General features: G+C 64.4%; 14 protein-coding genes. 7 read left to right on the top strand and 7 right to left on the bottom strand.

Annotation, left to right across the window (positions count from 1 at the left end; all coding sequences use genetic code 11):
• Window positions 1–20 precede the first annotated feature (20 nt).
• The 4 genes from rarD (at window position 21) to ACZ0AV_RS17200 (ending at window position 5079) form a co-directional block, all read left to right on the top strand.
• Window positions 21–905: an EamA family transporter RarD gene (gene rarD / locus ACZ0AV_RS17215; RefSeq protein WP_499152150.1), complete on the top strand. Its 885-nt coding sequence runs from the start codon at window positions 21–23 to the stop codon at window positions 903–905.
• Window positions 906–1071: 166 nt separating this feature from the next.
• Window positions 1072–1593, top strand: a complete 522-nt coding sequence (locus tag ACZ0AV_RS17210) for an RNA polymerase sigma factor (protein WP_499152149.1) — start codon at window positions 1072–1074, stop codon at window positions 1591–1593.
• Window positions 1590–2564 carry a FecR domain-containing protein gene (locus ACZ0AV_RS17205; protein WP_499152148.1) on the top strand — a complete coding sequence of 325 codons (975 nt, stop codon included), beginning with the start codon at window positions 1590–1592 and terminating at the stop codon, window positions 2562–2564. The genes ACZ0AV_RS17210 and ACZ0AV_RS17205 overlap by 4 nt, the downstream gene beginning before the upstream one ends.
• 85 nt (window positions 2565–2649) lie before the next feature.
• Window positions 2650–5079, top strand: a complete 2430-nt coding sequence (locus ACZ0AV_RS17200) for a TonB-dependent siderophore receptor (RefSeq protein ID WP_499152147.1) — start codon at window positions 2650–2652, stop codon at window positions 5077–5079.
• Window positions 5080–5166: 87 nt separating this feature from the next.
• On the opposite strand, the gene ACZ0AV_RS17195 is transcribed toward ACZ0AV_RS17200, so the two are convergent.
• The gene (locus ACZ0AV_RS17195; protein ID WP_499153383.1) at window positions 5167–5685 is read right to left on the bottom strand and encodes a glycine cleavage system transcriptional repressor; all 519 of its coding nucleotides are present in this window, start codon (window positions 5683–5685) and stop codon (window positions 5167–5169) included.
• 23 nt (window positions 5686–5708) lie between these two features.
• Window positions 5709–6155 carry a GNAT family N-acetyltransferase gene (locus ACZ0AV_RS17190; protein ID WP_499152146.1) on the bottom strand — a complete coding sequence of 149 codons (447 nt, stop codon included), beginning with the start codon at window positions 6153–6155 and terminating at the stop codon, window positions 5709–5711.
• A gap of 311 nt (window positions 6156–6466) precedes the next feature.
• Between ACZ0AV_RS17190 and ACZ0AV_RS17185 the strand changes: the two genes are divergently transcribed.
• A complete protein-coding gene (locus tag ACZ0AV_RS17185; protein ID WP_499152145.1) occupies window positions 6467–8644 on the top strand; it encodes a malate synthase G in 2178 nt (725 codons plus the stop codon).
• A gap of 150 nt (window positions 8645–8794) precedes the next feature.
• On the opposite strand, the gene ACZ0AV_RS17180 is transcribed toward ACZ0AV_RS17185, so the two are convergent.
• Together ACZ0AV_RS17180 and ACZ0AV_RS17175 are read right to left on the bottom strand one after the other, a co-directional pair.
• A complete protein-coding gene (locus ACZ0AV_RS17180; RefSeq protein ID WP_499152144.1) occupies window positions 8795–9838 on the bottom strand; it encodes an acyltransferase family protein in 1044 nt (347 codons plus the stop codon).
• An 87-nt stretch (window positions 9839–9925) separates the two neighbouring features.
• Window positions 9926–10966, bottom strand: coding sequence for a glycoside hydrolase family 5 protein (locus ACZ0AV_RS17175; protein WP_499152143.1), 1041 nt, complete (start codon window positions 10964–10966; stop codon window positions 9926–9928).
• A 241-nt stretch (window positions 10967–11207) separates the two neighbouring features.
• On the opposite strand from ACZ0AV_RS17175, the gene ACZ0AV_RS17170 reads away from it, so the two are divergent.
• Window positions 11208–13139, top strand: coding sequence for a putative nucleotidyltransferase substrate binding domain-containing protein (locus ACZ0AV_RS17170; RefSeq protein ID WP_499152142.1), 1932 nt, complete (start codon window positions 11208–11210; stop codon window positions 13137–13139).
• Window positions 13136–13843 carry a 3'-5' exonuclease gene (locus ACZ0AV_RS17165; RefSeq protein ID WP_499152141.1) on the top strand — a complete coding sequence of 236 codons (708 nt, stop codon included), beginning with the start codon at window positions 13136–13138 and terminating at the stop codon, window positions 13841–13843. Before ACZ0AV_RS17170 ends, ACZ0AV_RS17165 begins: the two co-directional genes overlap by 4 nt.
• A 155-nt stretch (window positions 13844–13998) precedes the next feature.
• On the opposite strand, the gene ACZ0AV_RS17160 is transcribed toward ACZ0AV_RS17165, so the two are convergent.
• The 3 genes from ACZ0AV_RS17160 to ACZ0AV_RS17150 form a co-directional block, all read right to left on the bottom strand.
• Complete coding sequence (locus ACZ0AV_RS17160; protein ID WP_499152140.1) at window positions 13999–14301, bottom strand: hypothetical protein; 303 nt, start codon at window positions 14299–14301, stop codon at window positions 13999–14001.
• A gap of 43 nt (window positions 14302–14344) precedes the next feature.
• A complete protein-coding gene (gene creD, locus ACZ0AV_RS17155; RefSeq protein ID WP_499152139.1) occupies window positions 14345–15700 on the bottom strand; it encodes a cell envelope integrity protein CreD in 1356 nt (451 codons plus the stop codon).
• A 193-nt stretch (window positions 15701–15893) separates the two neighbouring features.
• The gene (locus ACZ0AV_RS17150; protein WP_499152138.1) at window positions 15894–16331 is read right to left on the bottom strand and encodes a CBS domain-containing protein; all 438 of its coding nucleotides are present in this window, start codon (window positions 16329–16331) and stop codon (window positions 15894–15896) included.
• Window positions 16332–16369 lie beyond the last annotated feature (38 nt).

The following is a 16369-nucleotide window of genomic DNA, read 5'->3' as shown; positions in this document are numbered from 1 at the left end:
CAGCCTCGCTAAGGACTTACATGGCCACCGCAGACCTGCGCCGCGGCTACATCCTGGGTCTCTCCGCCTACGTCATCTGGGGCCTGTTCCCGATCTATTTCAAGGCGATCCAGGCCGTCCCGCCCGTCGAAATCATCGTCCACCGGGCACTCTGGTCCGCAGTGTTCGGTGCGTTGCTGCTGCTCGTGTGGAAGCACCCGGGCTGGCTGCGCGAGTTGCTCGACAACCCCAGGCGCTTCGCGGTACTGGCCGTCAGCGGTTCACTGATCGCCGGTAACTGGCTGGTCTACGTATGGGCGGTGAACAACGAGCGCATGCTCGAAGCCAGCCTGGGCTACTACATCAACCCCTTGGTCAACGTGCTGCTCGGCATGCTGATCCTCGGTGAGCGCCTGCGCCGCCTGCAGTGGGTGGCCGTCGGCCTGGCAGCAGCGGGCGTCGCTCAGCAACTCTGGCAGGTCGGCAGCCTGCCCTGGGTATCGCTGGTCCTGGCGCTGAGCTTCGCCTCCTATGGCCTGATCCGCAAGAAAGCGCCGGTCGCCGCACTGCCCGGGCTGGTGGTGGAAACCTGGCTGTTGCTGCCGGTGGCCATTGGCTGGATCCTTCTGCACCCGGCGGCGATGAGCAGCCAGCCAGCGTTCTGGACCACCAGCGAAGCGTTGTGGCTGATGGCCGCCGGGCCGGTCACCCTGATCCCCCTGGTGTGTTTCAACGCGGCGGCCCGCCACCTGCCCTTCGCGACCCTGGGTTTCCTGCAGTACATAGCGCCGACCCTGGTGTTGCTGTTGGCCGTGTTCGTCTTCGGCGAGCATTTCGACCCCGCGAAGATCATCTCCTTCCTGTTCATCTGGGCGGGCCTGGCGGTGTACAGCGTCGATACCTGGCTGACCCTGCGCAAGCGCTAGGCCGCACTGACCCGTCGCAAGCGCCTGCGCGCCCAGGTGCTTGCGACGGGGCGAGACGTAACCTTCCACACAAAACCGACCACAAGCGATTGCAGGCTGTAGTTGCATCCTGCAATCATATGCGAATAGTTATTGCTTTATTTCTCCCTTATTCGCGGAGCTACCTGTGTCGGTCGGGGAATCCACGCATCAGCAACTCACGGGCCAGCTCTATCGCGACCACCGCGATTGGCTGCTCGGCTGGCTGCGCAAAAGCCTGGCCTGCCCGCAACGGGCCGAGGACCTGAGCCAGGACACCTTCGTGCGCATCCTCGGCAAGCCTGACCTGCAGCAACTGCGCGAACCGCGCGCCCTGCTCGGCACCATCGCCCGCGGGCTGCTGATCGACCACTTCCGCCGCAACGCCGTGGAACGCGCCTACCTGGAACAGCTGAGCCACAGCCCCGAAGCCGTGCATGCCAGCCCGGAAGAGCAGGCGCTGATACTCGAAGCCCTGCGCGAGATCGACCGCCTGCTCGGCACTCTGTCACCCAGGGCACGCAGCGCCTTTCTCTACAACCGCCTGGACGGGCTCGGCCACGCCGAGATCGCCCAGCGCCTGGGCGTTTCGGTACCGCGGGTACGCCAATACCTCGCCCAGGCAGCCCGCCAGTGCTACATCGCCCTGTATGGTGAGCCGACGGCATGAGCAGCGCGTCCGTACCGGTCAGCAACCGCGTGCTGGAAGCGGCCATCCACTGGCAGCTCTGTCTGGATTCAGGCATCACCAGCGAACGGGAAAAAGTCGACTTCCAGCGCTGGCTGACGGCTGACCCCGAGCACGTGCGCGCCTGGAAACAGCTGACCGGACTGGATCAGCAACTGGCCGTGGCGGCGGTCCCGGCCGCACGCAAGGCCTTGCTGCGGCGCCCGCAACGTTCCGCGCAACGGCGCAGCGTCGGTGGTCTGCTCGGCATCCTGCTGGCCAGCCTGCTGGGCCTCGGCCTGCTTGACCGGCAGCGCCCCCTGAGCGACTGGCTGGCCGACGAAAGAACCGCCGCTGGCGAGCAGCGCGAGCTGCAACTGGCCGACCGCAGCCGGCTGCGCCTCAACAGTCGCAGCGCCGTGGATATCGACTTCACGGCCGACGCGCGCCGCCTGTTCCTGCGCAGCGGCGAGATACTCGTGGAGACTGCCCACGGCGACCCGCGGCCATTTCTGGTCGAGACCGAACACGGCACCCTGCGCGCCCTGGGCACACGTTTTCTGGTCCGCGAGGACGATCAGGGCACGCGCCTCATCGTGCTGCAGTCAGCCGTTGCCGCGCATCCGCAGCACGCCGCGGATGAGCGGGTTATCGAGCAGGGCCAGCAGGTGCTGATGACCCGCGAGAGCCTGGGCGCCAGCCAGTTCGCTCCGCTCGCCGCCGACGCCTGGATGCACGGCATGCTGGTGGTGGAAAACGTGCGTCTGGCCGATTTGCTGGAACGCCTTGGCGAGTACCAGAGCGGCCATCTGGGTGCCGATGCCAGCATTGCCGATCTGCGTATCAGCGGCAGTTTCCCCCTGCGCAACCGTGACCTGGCCCTGGCGGCCATTCCCGCCAGCCTGCCGGTGCGGGTGCAACGCTACAGCGACTGGTGGATTCGCATCGTGCCGCAGGCAGAAAAGCCCCGGTAGAATTTTTTTGCGGTGGCCCTATCACTTTCGCCATCGGCTCCGGCAATAGGAAATCAGACTCATTTCCCTGTAGGAGCCGTTCGCGATGCCGATGTTCAGCCGTACCCCGTTCCGCCCGCGCATGCTGGTCGCCGCCATCGCGCTGGCCAGCCTGCCGGCTATCAGCCTGGCCCAGTCGGCTGACACCGTGCGCAGCTACCGGGTGCCCGCCGCCCCGCTGGCCAGCTCCCTGAACCAGATCGCCAGCCAGGCCGGTGTGGTGCTGAGCATCGACCCGAGCCTGACCGCCGGCAAGCGCGCTCAACCGGTGCAGGGCGAATACGACACCGCTGGCGCACTCCGTCTGGCGCTGGCCGGCAGCGGTCTGATGCTGGTGCCGGGCGCCGCAGGCACCTACAGCGTGCAGCCGGTTGCGGACAGCGCCACGCTGGCGCTGCCGGAAACCACCGTAAGCGCCAGCAGCGGTGTGGAAAGCGCCTGGGGCCCGGCCACCGGCTACCTGGCGACACGTACTGCGGCTGGCAGCAAGACCGACACCTCGATTGCCGAAGCGCCGCGCTCGATCTCCGTGGCGACCCGCCAGCAGATGCAGGATCGCAAGGTGCAGAACCTCGACGATGCGGTGCGCTACATGCCTGGCGTGATCGCCAGCAGCTATGGCAGCGACAGCCGCGCCGAGTGGATGAAGATCCGAGGCTTCGAGCCGATCCAGATGCTCGACGGCCTGCCGCTGCCCAAGGGCACTTACGTGATGCCCAAGCTGGAGACCTGGAACCTGGAGCGCGTCGCCCTGCTGCGCGGGCCCGCTTCCTCGGTTTATGGCCAGACACCTCCAGGCGGCCTGCTGGATATGGTCAGCCGACGCCCCGAAGACATCAGCAGCCATCAGGTGCAATTGCAGGTCGGCACCTTCCAGCACAAGCAGATCAGCTTCGACAGTACCGGCCGCGTCGATGAGGACGGCCGTTTCCTGTACCGCGTCGGCGGCGTACTGCGCGACAGTGGCACGGCGATCGAACACATCGACGACCAGCGTTTCAACCTCGCTCCGAGCGTGACCTGGAACATCGCCGACGACACCCGGCTGACCTTTCTCAGCCAGTTCAACCGCGACGATACCGGCACCACCAGCCAGTTCCTGCCGCTGCAAGGCACCAAGCTGGCCACCCCGGCGGGCAAGGTCGATTACCACAAGAACCTGGGCGATCCGGACTGGGAGTTCTACGACAAGGAGTATTACGCCCTGGGCTATGCCTTCGAGCATCGCATCGACGACGTCTGGCAGTTCCGGCAGAACCTGCGCTACACCAAGAGCGACCTGGCGTTTCAGAGTATTACGGCGGGGGGCTTTGCAGCGGCCGTCGCAGATGACGGTACGCTTTCTCGTGGCGCCAACGTGGTAAACGAGGACGTGAGCCAGTTTGCCGTCGACAACAACCTGCAGGCGGACTTCGACACCGGTGCGCTGAAGCACACCCTCTTGTTGGGTTTCGACTACCAGCGCGTTAATACCAATTACCAATGGCTGTTCGGCTCCGCGCCTACCAGCAACATCATCACGCCGATCTACGGCCAGGATTTCAGCAACGTCGCCTACACCGCGTTCCAGGACTACAACCAGAAACGGCATAGCACCGGTCTGTATATCCAGGATCAGATGGCACTGGATAACTGGCGCCTGACCTTGGGCGGGCGCCAGGACTGGCTTAGTTCCGACACCACGTTCTATAACGCTGGCAATGCCGAAGACAGGCGCCGCGACAGCGCTTTCAGCGGCAACGCCGCGCTGAGTTACGTGTTCGATTCCGGCTTCACGCCTTACGTTTCCTATGCCGAATCCTTCCAGGCAGAAGCAGGTGGCAGCGGCGGCAGAACCTTCCGCCCGAGTACCGGCAAGCAGTACGAGCTCGGCATCAAGTATCAACCACCCGGCAGCGACATACTGTTCACCGCAGCGGCCTATGACCTGAAACGGCAGAATATCGTCACCACCAGTACCGCGGGGGCCACCGAGCCCGTTCGCGAGGTACAGGTACGTGGCCTGGAGCTGGAAGCCGTGGGCAGCGTCAACGAAAACCTGAAGATCACTGCTGCCTACACCTATGCCAACAGCAAGATGACCAAGGTCGGGGATCCCCGCGACAAGAACCGCGCCTTGCCACTGATGCCCGAGAATCAGGCATCCCTATGGGCCGACTACACCTGGAACGACGGCACCCTGGCAGGCTTCGGCGTTGGCTTTGGCGCACGCTATATCGGCGAGACGGACAACATAGCCGTAGGCAGCATGGGCTTCGTACGTGATGTGTCGGACGGCCATACCCGCTCCTACACCGTGTACGACGCAGCGGTGCGCTATGACCTGGGCAAGCTCAGCAACTCGCTGGAAGGCGCCAGCGTCGCCATCAATGCCAAGAACCTGTTCGACAAGGAATACCTGGCGACCTGCGACGGCTTCTACTGCTACTACGGCGACCCGCGCAGCGTGATTGCCAGCGTCGACTACACGTGGTGATCCTTCAGGCATGAAAACGACAGGGCCGCCCACTGGGCGGCCTTGTCGTTTTCATCGATCTCGTTCGCCGCGTAGGCGTGCCGATGACTAGTCTTCCATGCGCAGTTTCAACTCCACCATCAGGTCATCCGCCAGGGTCTCCAGTGAGGTCTGCAAGGTACTCAGTGCCAGGCCTTCGGGCACTGCCAGCGTGGCCTGAGCATGAAACAGCGGCTCGCCGCTCATCGGCGCGGGCGTTACCTCGGTCACCAGGCTTTCCAGGTTGACGCCATTCGCGGCCAGCAGCCGGGTGATATCGCGCACGATACCGGCCCGGTCGTTGCCCAGCAGATCGAGATGGATGGATTTCCACGTGCAATCCGGCTCGGCGCCGGCGGAGGCGAGTTGCACGCGAATGCCCTGGGCGCTCAGTTCGCCCAGGGCTTCCATCAGCGCGCCATGGGACGCGGCGGGAACGTCCACCCGCAGGATGCCGGCAAACTGCCCGGCCATGCGCGACATGCGGCTTTCCAGCCAGTTGCCGCCGTGCTTCGCCACGCATTGGGCGACGCGCTCGACCAGGCCGGGTTGATCCTGGGCGATAACGGTCAGTATCAGGTGATCCATGCTCACGTCCTCGTCGTTGGTGCTCACGTCAGGTCGAGCCAGTAAGTCAGATAAACCGCGTCACGAACATAGCCGAGGCGCTCATAAAGCGATTGCGCCGCCTGGTTGGTTTTCGCCGTTTCCAGTTGCAGGCCGCAGGCACCCACGCTCACCGCATGCTGCCGCGCCGCGTCCAGCAACTGCTCGCCAACGCCTTGCTTGCGCGCCTGCGCGGCCACGTAGAGGTCACTCAGCAGCAGGCTCGGACGCAGCGCCAGGGACGCGAACAGCCGATATAGCTGCACGAAACCCAGGGCGCTGCCCTGCCCGTCACGGGCGATGAACAGGTGGGAATCACCGTGCTCGAGCCGCGCGGCCAGGAAGGCACGCACCTCGACGAGGTCCTTGTCGACGGCATAGAACGCCAGGTAGGCCGCAAACAACGGTACCAGGTCATCGAGATCGGCAAGCGCAGCGACATGGGTCGGCATGGTCATTTCCTCAAGGCTGGAGTGCAGTATAGGCACTCGTGCCCGCTCGGCCGGGCCGACATGTGTACGACCAAGGTAGCGCCAGCCCGTTTCTGGACTGCTTTTCCCGATTCGTTCATGTAGTATCGACAAAAAATCACTACATAATCCTGAACCCAGTCCTGCTGGTTGTGGAAACCCCGCTCACGAAGCACCTCCAGACACGCCGCAACGAAGCGTAGCCGTCAACACCGGCCCCGCCAGCGACCTGCCTGCGCAGTACCGAGGGTTCCCTGCCGTTACAGTGGCTAAGCGAAGCAGAGAGGCGAGAGATGACTGAGCGTGTTCGAGTCGGTGGCCTGCAGGTCGCCAAGGTACTGTTCGATTTCATCAACGACGAAGCCATTCCCGGCAGCGGCGTTACCGCGGATGCGTTCTGGGCGGGTGCCGATGCGGTGTTCCGCGACCTGGCACCAAAGAACCGCGCGCTGCTCGACACGCGCGACGGACTGCAGGCGCAGATCGACCACTGGCACCGCAGCCAGGCCGGCAAACCGCACGACGCAGTGGCCTACAAGGCCTTCCTGGAACAGATCGGCTACCTGTTGCCGCAGCCGCAGCAGGTCCAGGCCAGCACCGAAAATGTCGACGACGAAATCGCCCGCATGGCCGGCCCGCAGTTGGTCGTGCCGGTGATGAATGCGCGCTTTGCCCTCAACGCCTCCAACGCCCGCTGGGGTTCGCTGTACGACGCGCTTTACGGTACCGACGCGATCAGCGAGGCAGGCGGCGCAGAGAAGGGCAAGGGCTACAACACAGTGCGTGGCGACAAGGTGATTGCCTTCGCCCGCGCCTTTCTCGATGACAGCGCGCCCCTGGCGGCGGGCTCCCATGCGGATGCCACGGGCTACCGCATCGAGGGCGACAAGCTGCTGGTCACCCTGCGCAACGGTGAGATCAGCGGGCTATGCGATGCCGGCCAACTGGTCGGCTTCCAGGGCGAGGCCGGCGCGCCCATCGCTATCCTGCTCAAGCACAACGGCCTGCATTTCGAGATCCAGATCGATGCGAGCAGCCCGATCGGCAGCACCGATGCCGCCGGGGTGAAGGACGTCCTCATGGAATCGGCACTGACCACCATCATGGATTGCGAAGACTCGGTGGCCGCCGTCGATGCCGACGACAAGACCCTGGTCTACCGCAACTGGCTGGGCCTGATGAAGGGCGACCTGAGCGAGCAGGTGAGCAAGGGCGGCAGCACCTTTACCCGCACCATGAACCCGGACCGGGTCTACACCCGCCCGAACGGCGGCGAGCTGACCCTGCACGGGCGCAGCCTTTTGTTCGTGCGCAACGTCGGCCACCTGATGACCAACCCGGCAGTGCTCGATGCCAGCGGCAACGAACTGCCGGAAGGCATTCTCGATGCGCTGTGCACCAGCCTTGCCGCCATGCACAACCTCAACGGCAACAGCAGCCGTGCCAACACCCGTACCGGTTCGGTGTACATCGTCAAACCGAAGATGCACGGCCCCGAGGAGGTCGCCTTCACCAGCGAGCTGTTCGCCCGCGTCGAACAGGTGTTGAGCCTGCCGCGCAACACCCTGAAGGTCGGCATCATGGACGAGGAGCGGCGCACCACCGTCAACCTCAAGGCCTGCATCGCCGCCGCCAGCGAACGCGTGGTGTTCATCAACACCGGCTTCCTCGACCGCACCGGCGACGAGATCCACACCTCCATGGAAGCCGGCGCCGTTGTGCGCAAGGCGGCCATGAAGGGCGAGAAGTGGATCAGCGCCTACGAGAACAACAACGTCGACGTCGGCCTGGCAACCGGCCTGCCGGGCCGCGCGCAGATCGGCAAGGGCATGTGGGCGATGCCCGACCTGATGGCCGCCATGCTCGACCAGAAGATCGGCCACCCGCTGGCCGGCGCCAACACCGCCTGGGTGCCCTCGCCGACCGCAGCCACCCTGCACGCCCTGCACTACCACAAGGTCGACGTGTTCGCCCGCCAGGCCGAACTGGCCACGCGCGCACCAGCCTCGCTGGACGAGATCCTCAGTATTCCGCTGGCACCAGACACCAACTGGAGCGACGAGGACATCCGCAACGAGCTGGACAACAATGCCCAGGGCATCCTGGGTTACGTGGTGCGCTGGATCGACCAGGGCGTCGGCTGTTCCAAGGTGCCGGACATCAACGACGTCGGCCTGATGGAAGACCGCGCTACCCTGCGCATCTCCAGCCAGTTGCTGGCCAACTGGCTGCGCCATGGCGTGGTCAGCGAGCAGCAGGTGCTGGAAAGCCTGCAGCGCATGGCCCCGGTGGTCGACCGGCAGAACGCCGGTGACGCGGCGTACCGGCCGATGGCGCCTGACTTCGCCGGCAACATCGCCTTCCAGGCGGCGCTGGAACTGGTGTTCGAAGGCGCCAAACAACCCAATGGCTACACCGAGCCGGTGCTGCATCGCCGCCGCCGCGAGCTGAAAGCCAGCCAGGCACGCTAAGCGCCCACGCCAAAAGAAAACCGCCGAAAGGCGGTTTTCTTTTGCGTCCAGCAAGGCTCGCATCGTCACTATCCCGGGTGTCGCTTCGCTCGACGCCGGGCTACAGAATCGCTCCGTAGCCTGTGGTGGAGCACAGCGATACCCAGGTTCCTACGCCGCCGGCTGGGCCGCTACCCGACGCTGCTGCCAGCGGTAGGCGGAGAAGCGCTTGGGTGCTTCATACAACCAGTTGATGTTCAGCGCCTCGAGGATCTTCGCGGCGATGATTGGCAGCAGCACGCCCGCCAGGCAGCCGGCGATGATGTGCAGGGTGTCGTCGTTGATGCCCAAGAACTTGCTGAGGATCACCCGCATGCCGCTGCCGGCGAGAATGTGCATAAGGAAGATCGGCATCGACAGGGCACCCAGGGTGAGCATCCAGCCCACCGGCCGGCGCGCCAGCAGCATGCACAGGCTGACCGTGAACAGGATGCCGATGAAGGCCACCACCAGCGACGCGGCGCCGCGGTCGGCGTAGCTCAGGCCGAGCGGCCCATGGAACACATACTGCGCGACGACGAAGGCAATACCGCTGCCCAGCGCCACCGCAGCGGCGCGCGACTCGATGCTGCCGCGGATCTGCATGAACCAGACGCCGAAGGCGAAAAACACGAAGTTCTGCGCCAGGAACACCAGCGCGGCGACGCGTGGCGTCCACTGTTGCAGCAGATAGCACAGCGCGCTGAGCACCAGCAGCGGCAGGAAGGCCCGCGCGGAGAAATTGCGGTACAGCAGGATCGCCAGGCAGAACGCGGCGAACAGCGCATACAGGAACCAGAACTGCGCCCGCGGCGACCACAGCAGCGCCAGCACTTCGCCCATGCCCACACCACCGTTGGTGTAGCGCGCCAGCACCACCTCGATGCTGCCCTGCAGCAGCGACCAGAGTACGAAGGGGTAGAAGATGGTGTCGATCTTGTTGCAGAACAGCCCGGCGCTGCCGCGGTTGTTCAGCGAGTGCCAGAAGAACAGCCCCGACAGAAAGAAGAACAGCGGCATGTGGAAGGTGTAGATGATGCTGTCCACCAGCTCATGGAACGCCACGTTCTCGGTGATGATTCCACCGTTGAGCAAACCGCGCACCACATGGCCATAGACCACCAGGAGGATGCCGATGGCCTTGGCGTAATCCACCCACAGATTGCGGTTTGTCATGCGTGCGTCCTTGAGATGAAGTGCGGCGTAGAGAGCGGTGACGGCGACACGAGCGCCGCCCCGCTGATCAGATCATCAACCCCTGGTTCAGGTTCCCGGGCCGATGCTGGTGCAGTTGCCGCCACCCAGGTACTTCTGCAGCACCGCCCATTGCGGACGATCCACACCCTTCACCGGCTCGATCGACAGCTTGTGCTTGCCCCACGACGGGCCGGCCGCCCAGTAGGTGAAGGGAATGCAGTGCTTCTGCAAATAAGCCAGGGTCTGGTCCAGCGCCACCAGGCCGCTCTCGTCGTCGGCCGGCACGCCGAATTCGCCGATGTGGCCCTTCTTGTTGTGCTTGATCAGCCAGTTGACGAAAGGCTCCAGGCGCTTGACGCCGATCTGCGGGTCGAGGTTCGGTGCCAGGGCCTGCTTGTAGCTGCCGCTGGCGTCCGGGTCGATGTACATGTGCGCCGAATAGATCAGCTTGTTGGACGGATCCTTGAGGTCGAGCAGGTTGTCATTGAGTTTGGGCCAGCGCAGCGCCGACGAATACTCGGCGCCCTCCACATAGATGTCATTGCTCTTGTCATACTTGCGCACCCCGTCGATGCCCGCCTGGGCCACCTCTGGCCAGAACTTGTTGGCCGCACCGTAGGGCTCGTTCATCAGGTCATAGGAGTACAGCGCCGGGTTGTTGCCCCAACGCGCGGCGATACGTTCCATCAGGTTGCGGTAGGCCGAGATCGGCACTGCCTCGGTCCCGATCACCTTGCCGTAGTAGCGCCCGTAGTTATGCACGTCGAGCATCACTTCGATGCCGTTCTGGTGCGCCTCGGTGAGGGTCTTGTCGATCAGTTTGGCGTAGGCCTCGTCGAACTCGCCATTGGCTTTGGGCTGCAGGCGCTCCCACTGGATGGAGAAGCGTACCCAGCTGATGCCCTTTTGCTGCCACTTCTCGTAATAACCCTTGGGCGGAAAGAAAAAGTTGGTGCCGTGCTTGCCGGGAATGTGGGAACTGGCAAATGCCGCGCCGGCCACGTTGAGGCCGATCAGTTCGACGGGCTTCTGCTGCGCGCTAGCACTGCAACTCAGGATGACGCCCAGCCCGAGGGCCAGGGCTCGACCAGAAAGGTTGCCGCTCATGGATGCTTCTCCTCTATCCCCGGACCCGGTACCGCGTCCGGCTGCCTAAAAATGCGTCTCAGACAGAACAGGACGCCAAACAGCCGCAGAGGTTCACGAACCGCCGGCGCAATGTGGACCCAATCGATAAAACATCGAGCACCCTGCACGTTGCGAGCCAGACGGCCTAGACTTACGTCCTATGTCGATTCACGGCTCAGACCGCCACCATGGCGACACAAGAACGATCAGGATGCGCGTGATGAAACCAGCGGACGACTTCGCCCAGGCCGGCAAGACCGCGGTGATGCAGAACATCCACGGCACCATGGAGTTTCTGCAGAAATTCCCACCCTTCAACCAGATGGACAGCGCCCACCTCGCCTACTTGGTGGAGCACTGCCAACTGCGCTTCTACGCTGAAGACGAGGTGATCATCCATCCGGACGATGGCCCGGTGCAGCACCTCTACATCGTCAAACAGGGTCGTGTGCACGGTCAGCGCCCGCATTCGGCGAGGCGCGGCACGGAAACCACTTTCGAGATCACCAGCGGCGAATGCTTTCCCATGGCCGCGCTGATCGGTGAACGCGCCACGCGCACCGCGCACCTGGCCGCCGAAGATACCTTCTGCCTGCTACTCGACAAGGCCGCCTTCGCCCGCCTGTTCGCGCAGTCCACGCCCTTGCGCGATTTCGCCCTGCGCGGGGTCAGCAGCCTGCTTGAGCAAGTCAACCAGCAGGTGCAAATGCGCGCCGTGGAAACCCTCGGCTCGCAGTACTCGCTGGATACCCGCCTCGGCGAGCTGGCGATGCGCCAACCGGTCTCCTGCGCACCGGATATGCCACTGCGTGATGCGGTGCGGCTGATGCACGAGCAGCAGGTCGGCAGCATCGTCATCGTCGACCCCGGCCTCCGCCCGCAAGGCATTTTCACCCTGCGCGACCTGCGCCGCGCCGTGGCGGATGGCAGTTCGCTGGAGCAGCCGATCAGCAGCCTGATGACCCAGGCGCCGTTCCACCTGCCGCCGAGCGCAAGCGCCTTCGATGCGGCCATCGCCATGACCGAGCGACACATCGCCCACGTCTGCCTGGTCGAACAGGGCAAGCTGTGCGGTGTGGTGTCCGAGCGTGATCTGTTCTCTCTGCAACGTGTCGACCTAGTGCACCTGGCGCGCACCATTCGCCACGCCGGCCGGGTGGAAACCCTCGCCGCGTTGCGCGAAGACGTTCGCCAGCTGGTTGACCGCATGCTCGCCCACGGCGCCAGCGCCAGCCAGATCACCCACATCATCACCCTGCTCAACGACCACACCGTGTGCCGGGTGATCGAGCTGACGATTGAAGACCTCGGCGATCCCGGCGTGCCGTTCACCTGGCTGTGTTTCGGCAGCGAAGGCCGCCGCGAGCAGACCCTGCACACCGACCAGGACAACGGCATTCTCTTCGAGGCAGCGGATGGCGCAGAAGCGGCAGCGATTCGTGCCCGCCTGCTGCCCCTGGCCGTGGAGATCAACCAGCGCCTGGCACAGTGCGGCTTCACGCTGTGCAAAGGCAACATCATGGCCGGCAATCCGCAACTGTGCCTGTCGCGCCAGGAATGGTCGCGGCGCTTCGCCGGTTTCGTGCGCGAGGCCTCGCCGGAGAACCTGCTGGCCTCGACCATCTACTTCGACCTGCGCACCGTATGGGGTGATGCCAGCGGCTGCGAAACGTTGCGCGACGAGCTGCTCGGGCAGATTGCCGACAACCGCCTGTTCCAGCGCATGATGGCCGAGAACGCCCTGCGCCAGCGCCCACCGGTGGGCCGTTTCCGGGATTTCGTGGTGGCCCGCCGCGGCGCCGAGAAAGACACCCTGGACCTCAAGTCCCAGGGCCTCACCCCCTTCGTCGACGGCGCTCGCCTGCTGGCCCTGGCGCATGGCATCAAGGCCTGCAACACCCAGCAGCGCCTGCGCCAGCTGACCGAGCGCGGGGTGATCGACCCGCTCGATGGCGCGGCCTATGAGGAGGCCTACCACTTCATTCAGCAGACTCGCCTGCAGCAGCACCAGCTGCAGGCGCGTCAGGGGCAACCCTATGCCAATCGCCTCGACCCGGACAGCCTCAACCACCTGGATCGGCGCATCCTGCGTGAATCCTTTCGTCAGGCCCAGCGCCTGCAAAGCAGCCTGACGCTACGCTACCAGTTATGAATGCACTGACCTGGCTGACCCGCCGCCACAGCACCTTGCCCGCCGACCAGCAACACCGGCGTGACGCATTGCCAGCGCCCGCCATGCCCGATGACAGGCCGCTAGCGCGTCAGCGCCTGGTGGTGCTCGACCTGGAAACCAGCGGGCTGGACATGAAGCGCGACCAGGTGCTGTCAATCGGCGCGGTGGTCATCGACAACGGCGCCATCCAGCTGGGCCAGCAATTCGAATGCACCCTGCAGCGTGACGATCACCGGGTCAGCGCCAGCGTGCTGATCCATGGCCTGGCACCCAGCGCCATCGCCGCCGGCATCGAGCCGGGTGAGGCGTTGCTGGCGTTCATGGAGTTTCTCGGTGACAGCCCCCTGCTGGCCTTCCATGCCGGTTTCGACCAGCGCATGCTGGCCCGCGCCCTGAAGGACACCCTCAACCTGCGCCTGCGCCACCCTTTCTTCGACGTCGCCGAACTGGCGCCGCTGCTCTGCCCCCAGGCCGATATCCGCAACGGTGGCCTGGACGACTGGACCGCCCATTTCGGCCTGCAGGTACAGCAACGCCACCACGCCAGCGCCGACGCCCTGGTCACCGCGGAATTGGCGCTGATCCTGTTCAGCCGCGCCCGCAAGCAGCAGAGCGACAGCCTCAAGGCCCTCGAACAGCGACTGGCCGGCTGGCGCAGGCGACAGCAGGCGCCGTCGCTGTAGGACCACCGCCTAGCAGCGCCTGCCCGGGCGTTGGCGGCACCCTGGCGACCGCCGCGCTGCGCCGGCAACCGCTTCTGGCGACGCAAACAACAACGCAATGCAGCGCGCCAGTTGCCGCCCGGCACGGCGTTCCTCACGCAGCCCGACGCGACCGCTCACCGCCGGTACCACACACGAAAGAAGCCCAGGGCGAATAGCAGCGCGACCTGCAGCATGGCCACGCACAGTTGCAGGAACGATTGCACCGAGCTGTTGGCTGCGGCATCGGTCACGCCGGTCAGCGCATTCCAGAACGCCTCGGGCAACAGCTGCAACCCCAGTTGGGCGAACGGCCAGCCACTGAGCATGAGCAACTCGATCCAGTCGAAGCGGCCCACGAACATCATGGCGATGAGCAGCACGCCGGCAATGCACAGGCCCAGAGCGAAACAGGCGGAAAATTGCAGTAGGACACGCATGGCGATCTCCACGGGGCGCGCCTGGCACGCCCCGGCAAAAGGGTCAGGGAGTGACGGCGGTTTCGTGGGCAGCCGGGCGGCCGACACCGTACCAGTCGAGCTTGCGGGTCAGCACCATCACGCAACCCAGCACGCCGAACACCAGCAGCGAGCCCATCAGCAGGGCGTAGTCTTCGGCGCCGAGCAGGCCGAACAGCAAGCCGTACAAGGCCGCCAGCAAGGCACCGAAGGCGCCGCCGCGCGACCAGCTGCGCAACACGCTGCTGACGTAGAAGGTGTTCAGCGCCACGCAGCCCAGGGCCGACAATCCGTAAGCGATGGCGAAGCCCAGGTGTTCGGAGAGCGACAGCAAGAGCAGGTAGAACAACGCCAGCGACAGGCCCACCAGGGCGTACTGCACCGGGTGCACCGCCAGGCGCTTGAGCACTTCGAAGAGAAAGAACACGGCAAAGGTCAGGGTGATGAACAGCAGGGCATATTTGATCGCCCGGTCGGCCTTGAGGTACTGGTCCACCGGATCGATGAAGCTCACCCCGAAGGTGCGGCTCTGCATCGTCTCGCAGGAGCCACTGACGCAGCTGCTCAGGGCATCCTGCATGTCGGTGGCGAAGAAGCTGGTCTGCCACGTGGCGGTGAAACCCTGCTCGGTAACCTTCCGCTGACTGGGCAGGAACTCGCCGACGAAACTTGGGTGCGGCCAGTCCGAACGCAGCGTGACCTGGCTTTCACGGCCGACCGGGCTGACGCTCAATTGCTCGGTGCCTTGCAGCTTCAGGTCGAAGGCAAAGGCATAGGCCTGCTCGCCGTGGCGGTCATGCGCCGGCAACGGCACATGCACGCCGCTGCCGAAGCTGTCATCGCCACTGCCCGGCTCGAAGCTCAGGCTGGCGCCATTGAGCTGCAGCTTGAGGTCGTTGCCGATGCCCCGCACATCACTGATGCCCACGGTGATGAAGGGCTGACCGAACCAGTAGGCGTCGACATCGCTGCCGATGCCGTAATTGGCCGGCACCTTGAACTCGCCGCTGACCTTGCTATCGCTGTGGTACAGGCGCGCCTGGTAGATGCCGCGATAACGCAGCTCGGTACGCACGTCGCCATCAAGGACGAAACGCTCGGGCAGGAAGTACAGGCGACCCTGCTCCATCGATTCTTCCAGGTAACGCTCGTCGCTGTCCTTGCGGGTTTTCCAGGTCAGGACCTTCTTGCGATACGGCACCACCATGATCGGTCCGGTGATCTGCTGGGCATAGCTGGAACTACGGGCAATGTCGCGCAGCACGTCGTCGCGCGCACCTTGCCGCTCGCTGACCAGGCCATCGATCAACAACAGGGGGATCATCAACAGGAGAATCAACAGGGCAATGGTGCCCAGTTTGAACATCAGGCTTCGGTTCATGGCACAGCGCTCCGTGCAGTTGGGATGCACGCAGTCTGGCAACGCCCCGTGGAGGCAGTGTGGAGTGGTGATGGAGTTTGTGTGGTGATTGTGCGGAGCGCAGCTGGCGCCGTGAGCGGCCGTTCGCGGAAAGCGGCTGGCCCACGGGCCGCCGGCTCGCTACCGGGGCGATCAACCGCTCACGGCAATGCGGCTACTCGCCGCGAATGTACTGTTCCAGGTGCTGGATCAGGTTTTCCTGGGCGCTGATGATGTCCTTGACCAGGTCACCGATGGACAGCAGGCCGACCAGTTGGCCATCGTCCACCACCGGCAGGTGACGCAGGCGATTGCTGGTCATCAGCTCCATGCAGTGCCGGCTGTCTTCCGTGGATGTCACGGTAATCACCTTGCTGGTCATGATGTCACTGACTTTCATGTTGGCCGGCGAACGCTCCTGCACGGCAACCTTGCGCACATAGTCGCGCTCGCTGACGATGCCGGCCAGACGCTCACCATCGATCACCACCAGGGCACCAATGCCCTTTTCAGCCATGAGTTTCACGGCGGCGAACACGCTGTTTTCGGGAGCAACGCTGTAGACGTTGGAAATGGGCTTGCTTTTCAATACTTCGGCGACGGTTTTTTTCATGCGCGTTCTTCTTGTATCGGAATATTGACGGGTTCTTG

Source organism: Pseudomonas sp. AC532, from assembly GCF_979258965.1.
This window is presented reverse-complemented; position numbering and strand designations above follow the sequence as displayed.

Coding starts and splice junctions, on each gene's coding strand:
- ACZ0AV_RS17165 (WP_499152141.1), top strand. CDS start 13,136: ATGAATGCACTGACCTGGCTGACCCGCCGCCACAGCACCTTGCCCGCC.
- ACZ0AV_RS17185 (WP_499152145.1), top strand. CDS start 6,467: ATGACTGAGCGTGTTCGAGTCGGTGGCCTGCAGGTCGCCAAGGTACTG.
- ACZ0AV_RS17205 (WP_499152148.1), top strand. CDS start 1,590: ATGAGCAGCGCGTCCGTACCGGTCAGCAACCGCGTGCTGGAAGCGGCC.
- ACZ0AV_RS17195 (WP_499153383.1), bottom strand. CDS start 5,685: ATGGATCACCTGATACTGACCGTTATCGCCCAGGATCAACCCGGCCTG.
- creD (WP_499152139.1), bottom strand. CDS start 15,700: ATGAACCGAAGCCTGATGTTCAAACTGGGCACCATTGCCCTGTTGATT.
- ACZ0AV_RS17200 (WP_499152147.1), top strand. CDS start 2,650: ATGCCGATGTTCAGCCGTACCCCGTTCCGCCCGCGCATGCTGGTCGCC.
- rarD (WP_499152150.1), top strand. CDS start 21: ATGGCCACCGCAGACCTGCGCCGCGGCTACATCCTGGGTCTCTCCGCC.
- ACZ0AV_RS17190 (WP_499152146.1), bottom strand. CDS start 6,155: ATGCCGACCCATGTCGCTGCGCTTGCCGATCTCGATGACCTGGTACCG.
- ACZ0AV_RS17175 (WP_499152143.1), bottom strand. CDS start 10,966: ATGAGCGGCAACCTTTCTGGTCGAGCCCTGGCCCTCGGGCTGGGCGTC.
- ACZ0AV_RS17180 (WP_499152144.1), bottom strand. CDS start 9,838: ATGACAAACCGCAATCTGTGGGTGGATTACGCCAAGGCCATCGGCATC.
- ACZ0AV_RS17160 (WP_499152140.1), bottom strand. CDS start 14,301: ATGCGTGTCCTACTGCAATTTTCCGCCTGTTTCGCTCTGGGCCTGTGC.
- ACZ0AV_RS17150 (WP_499152138.1), bottom strand. CDS start 16,331: ATGAAAAAAACCGTCGCCGAAGTATTGAAAAGCAAGCCCATTTCCAAC.
- ACZ0AV_RS17170 (WP_499152142.1), top strand. CDS start 11,208: ATGAAACCAGCGGACGACTTCGCCCAGGCCGGCAAGACCGCGGTGATG.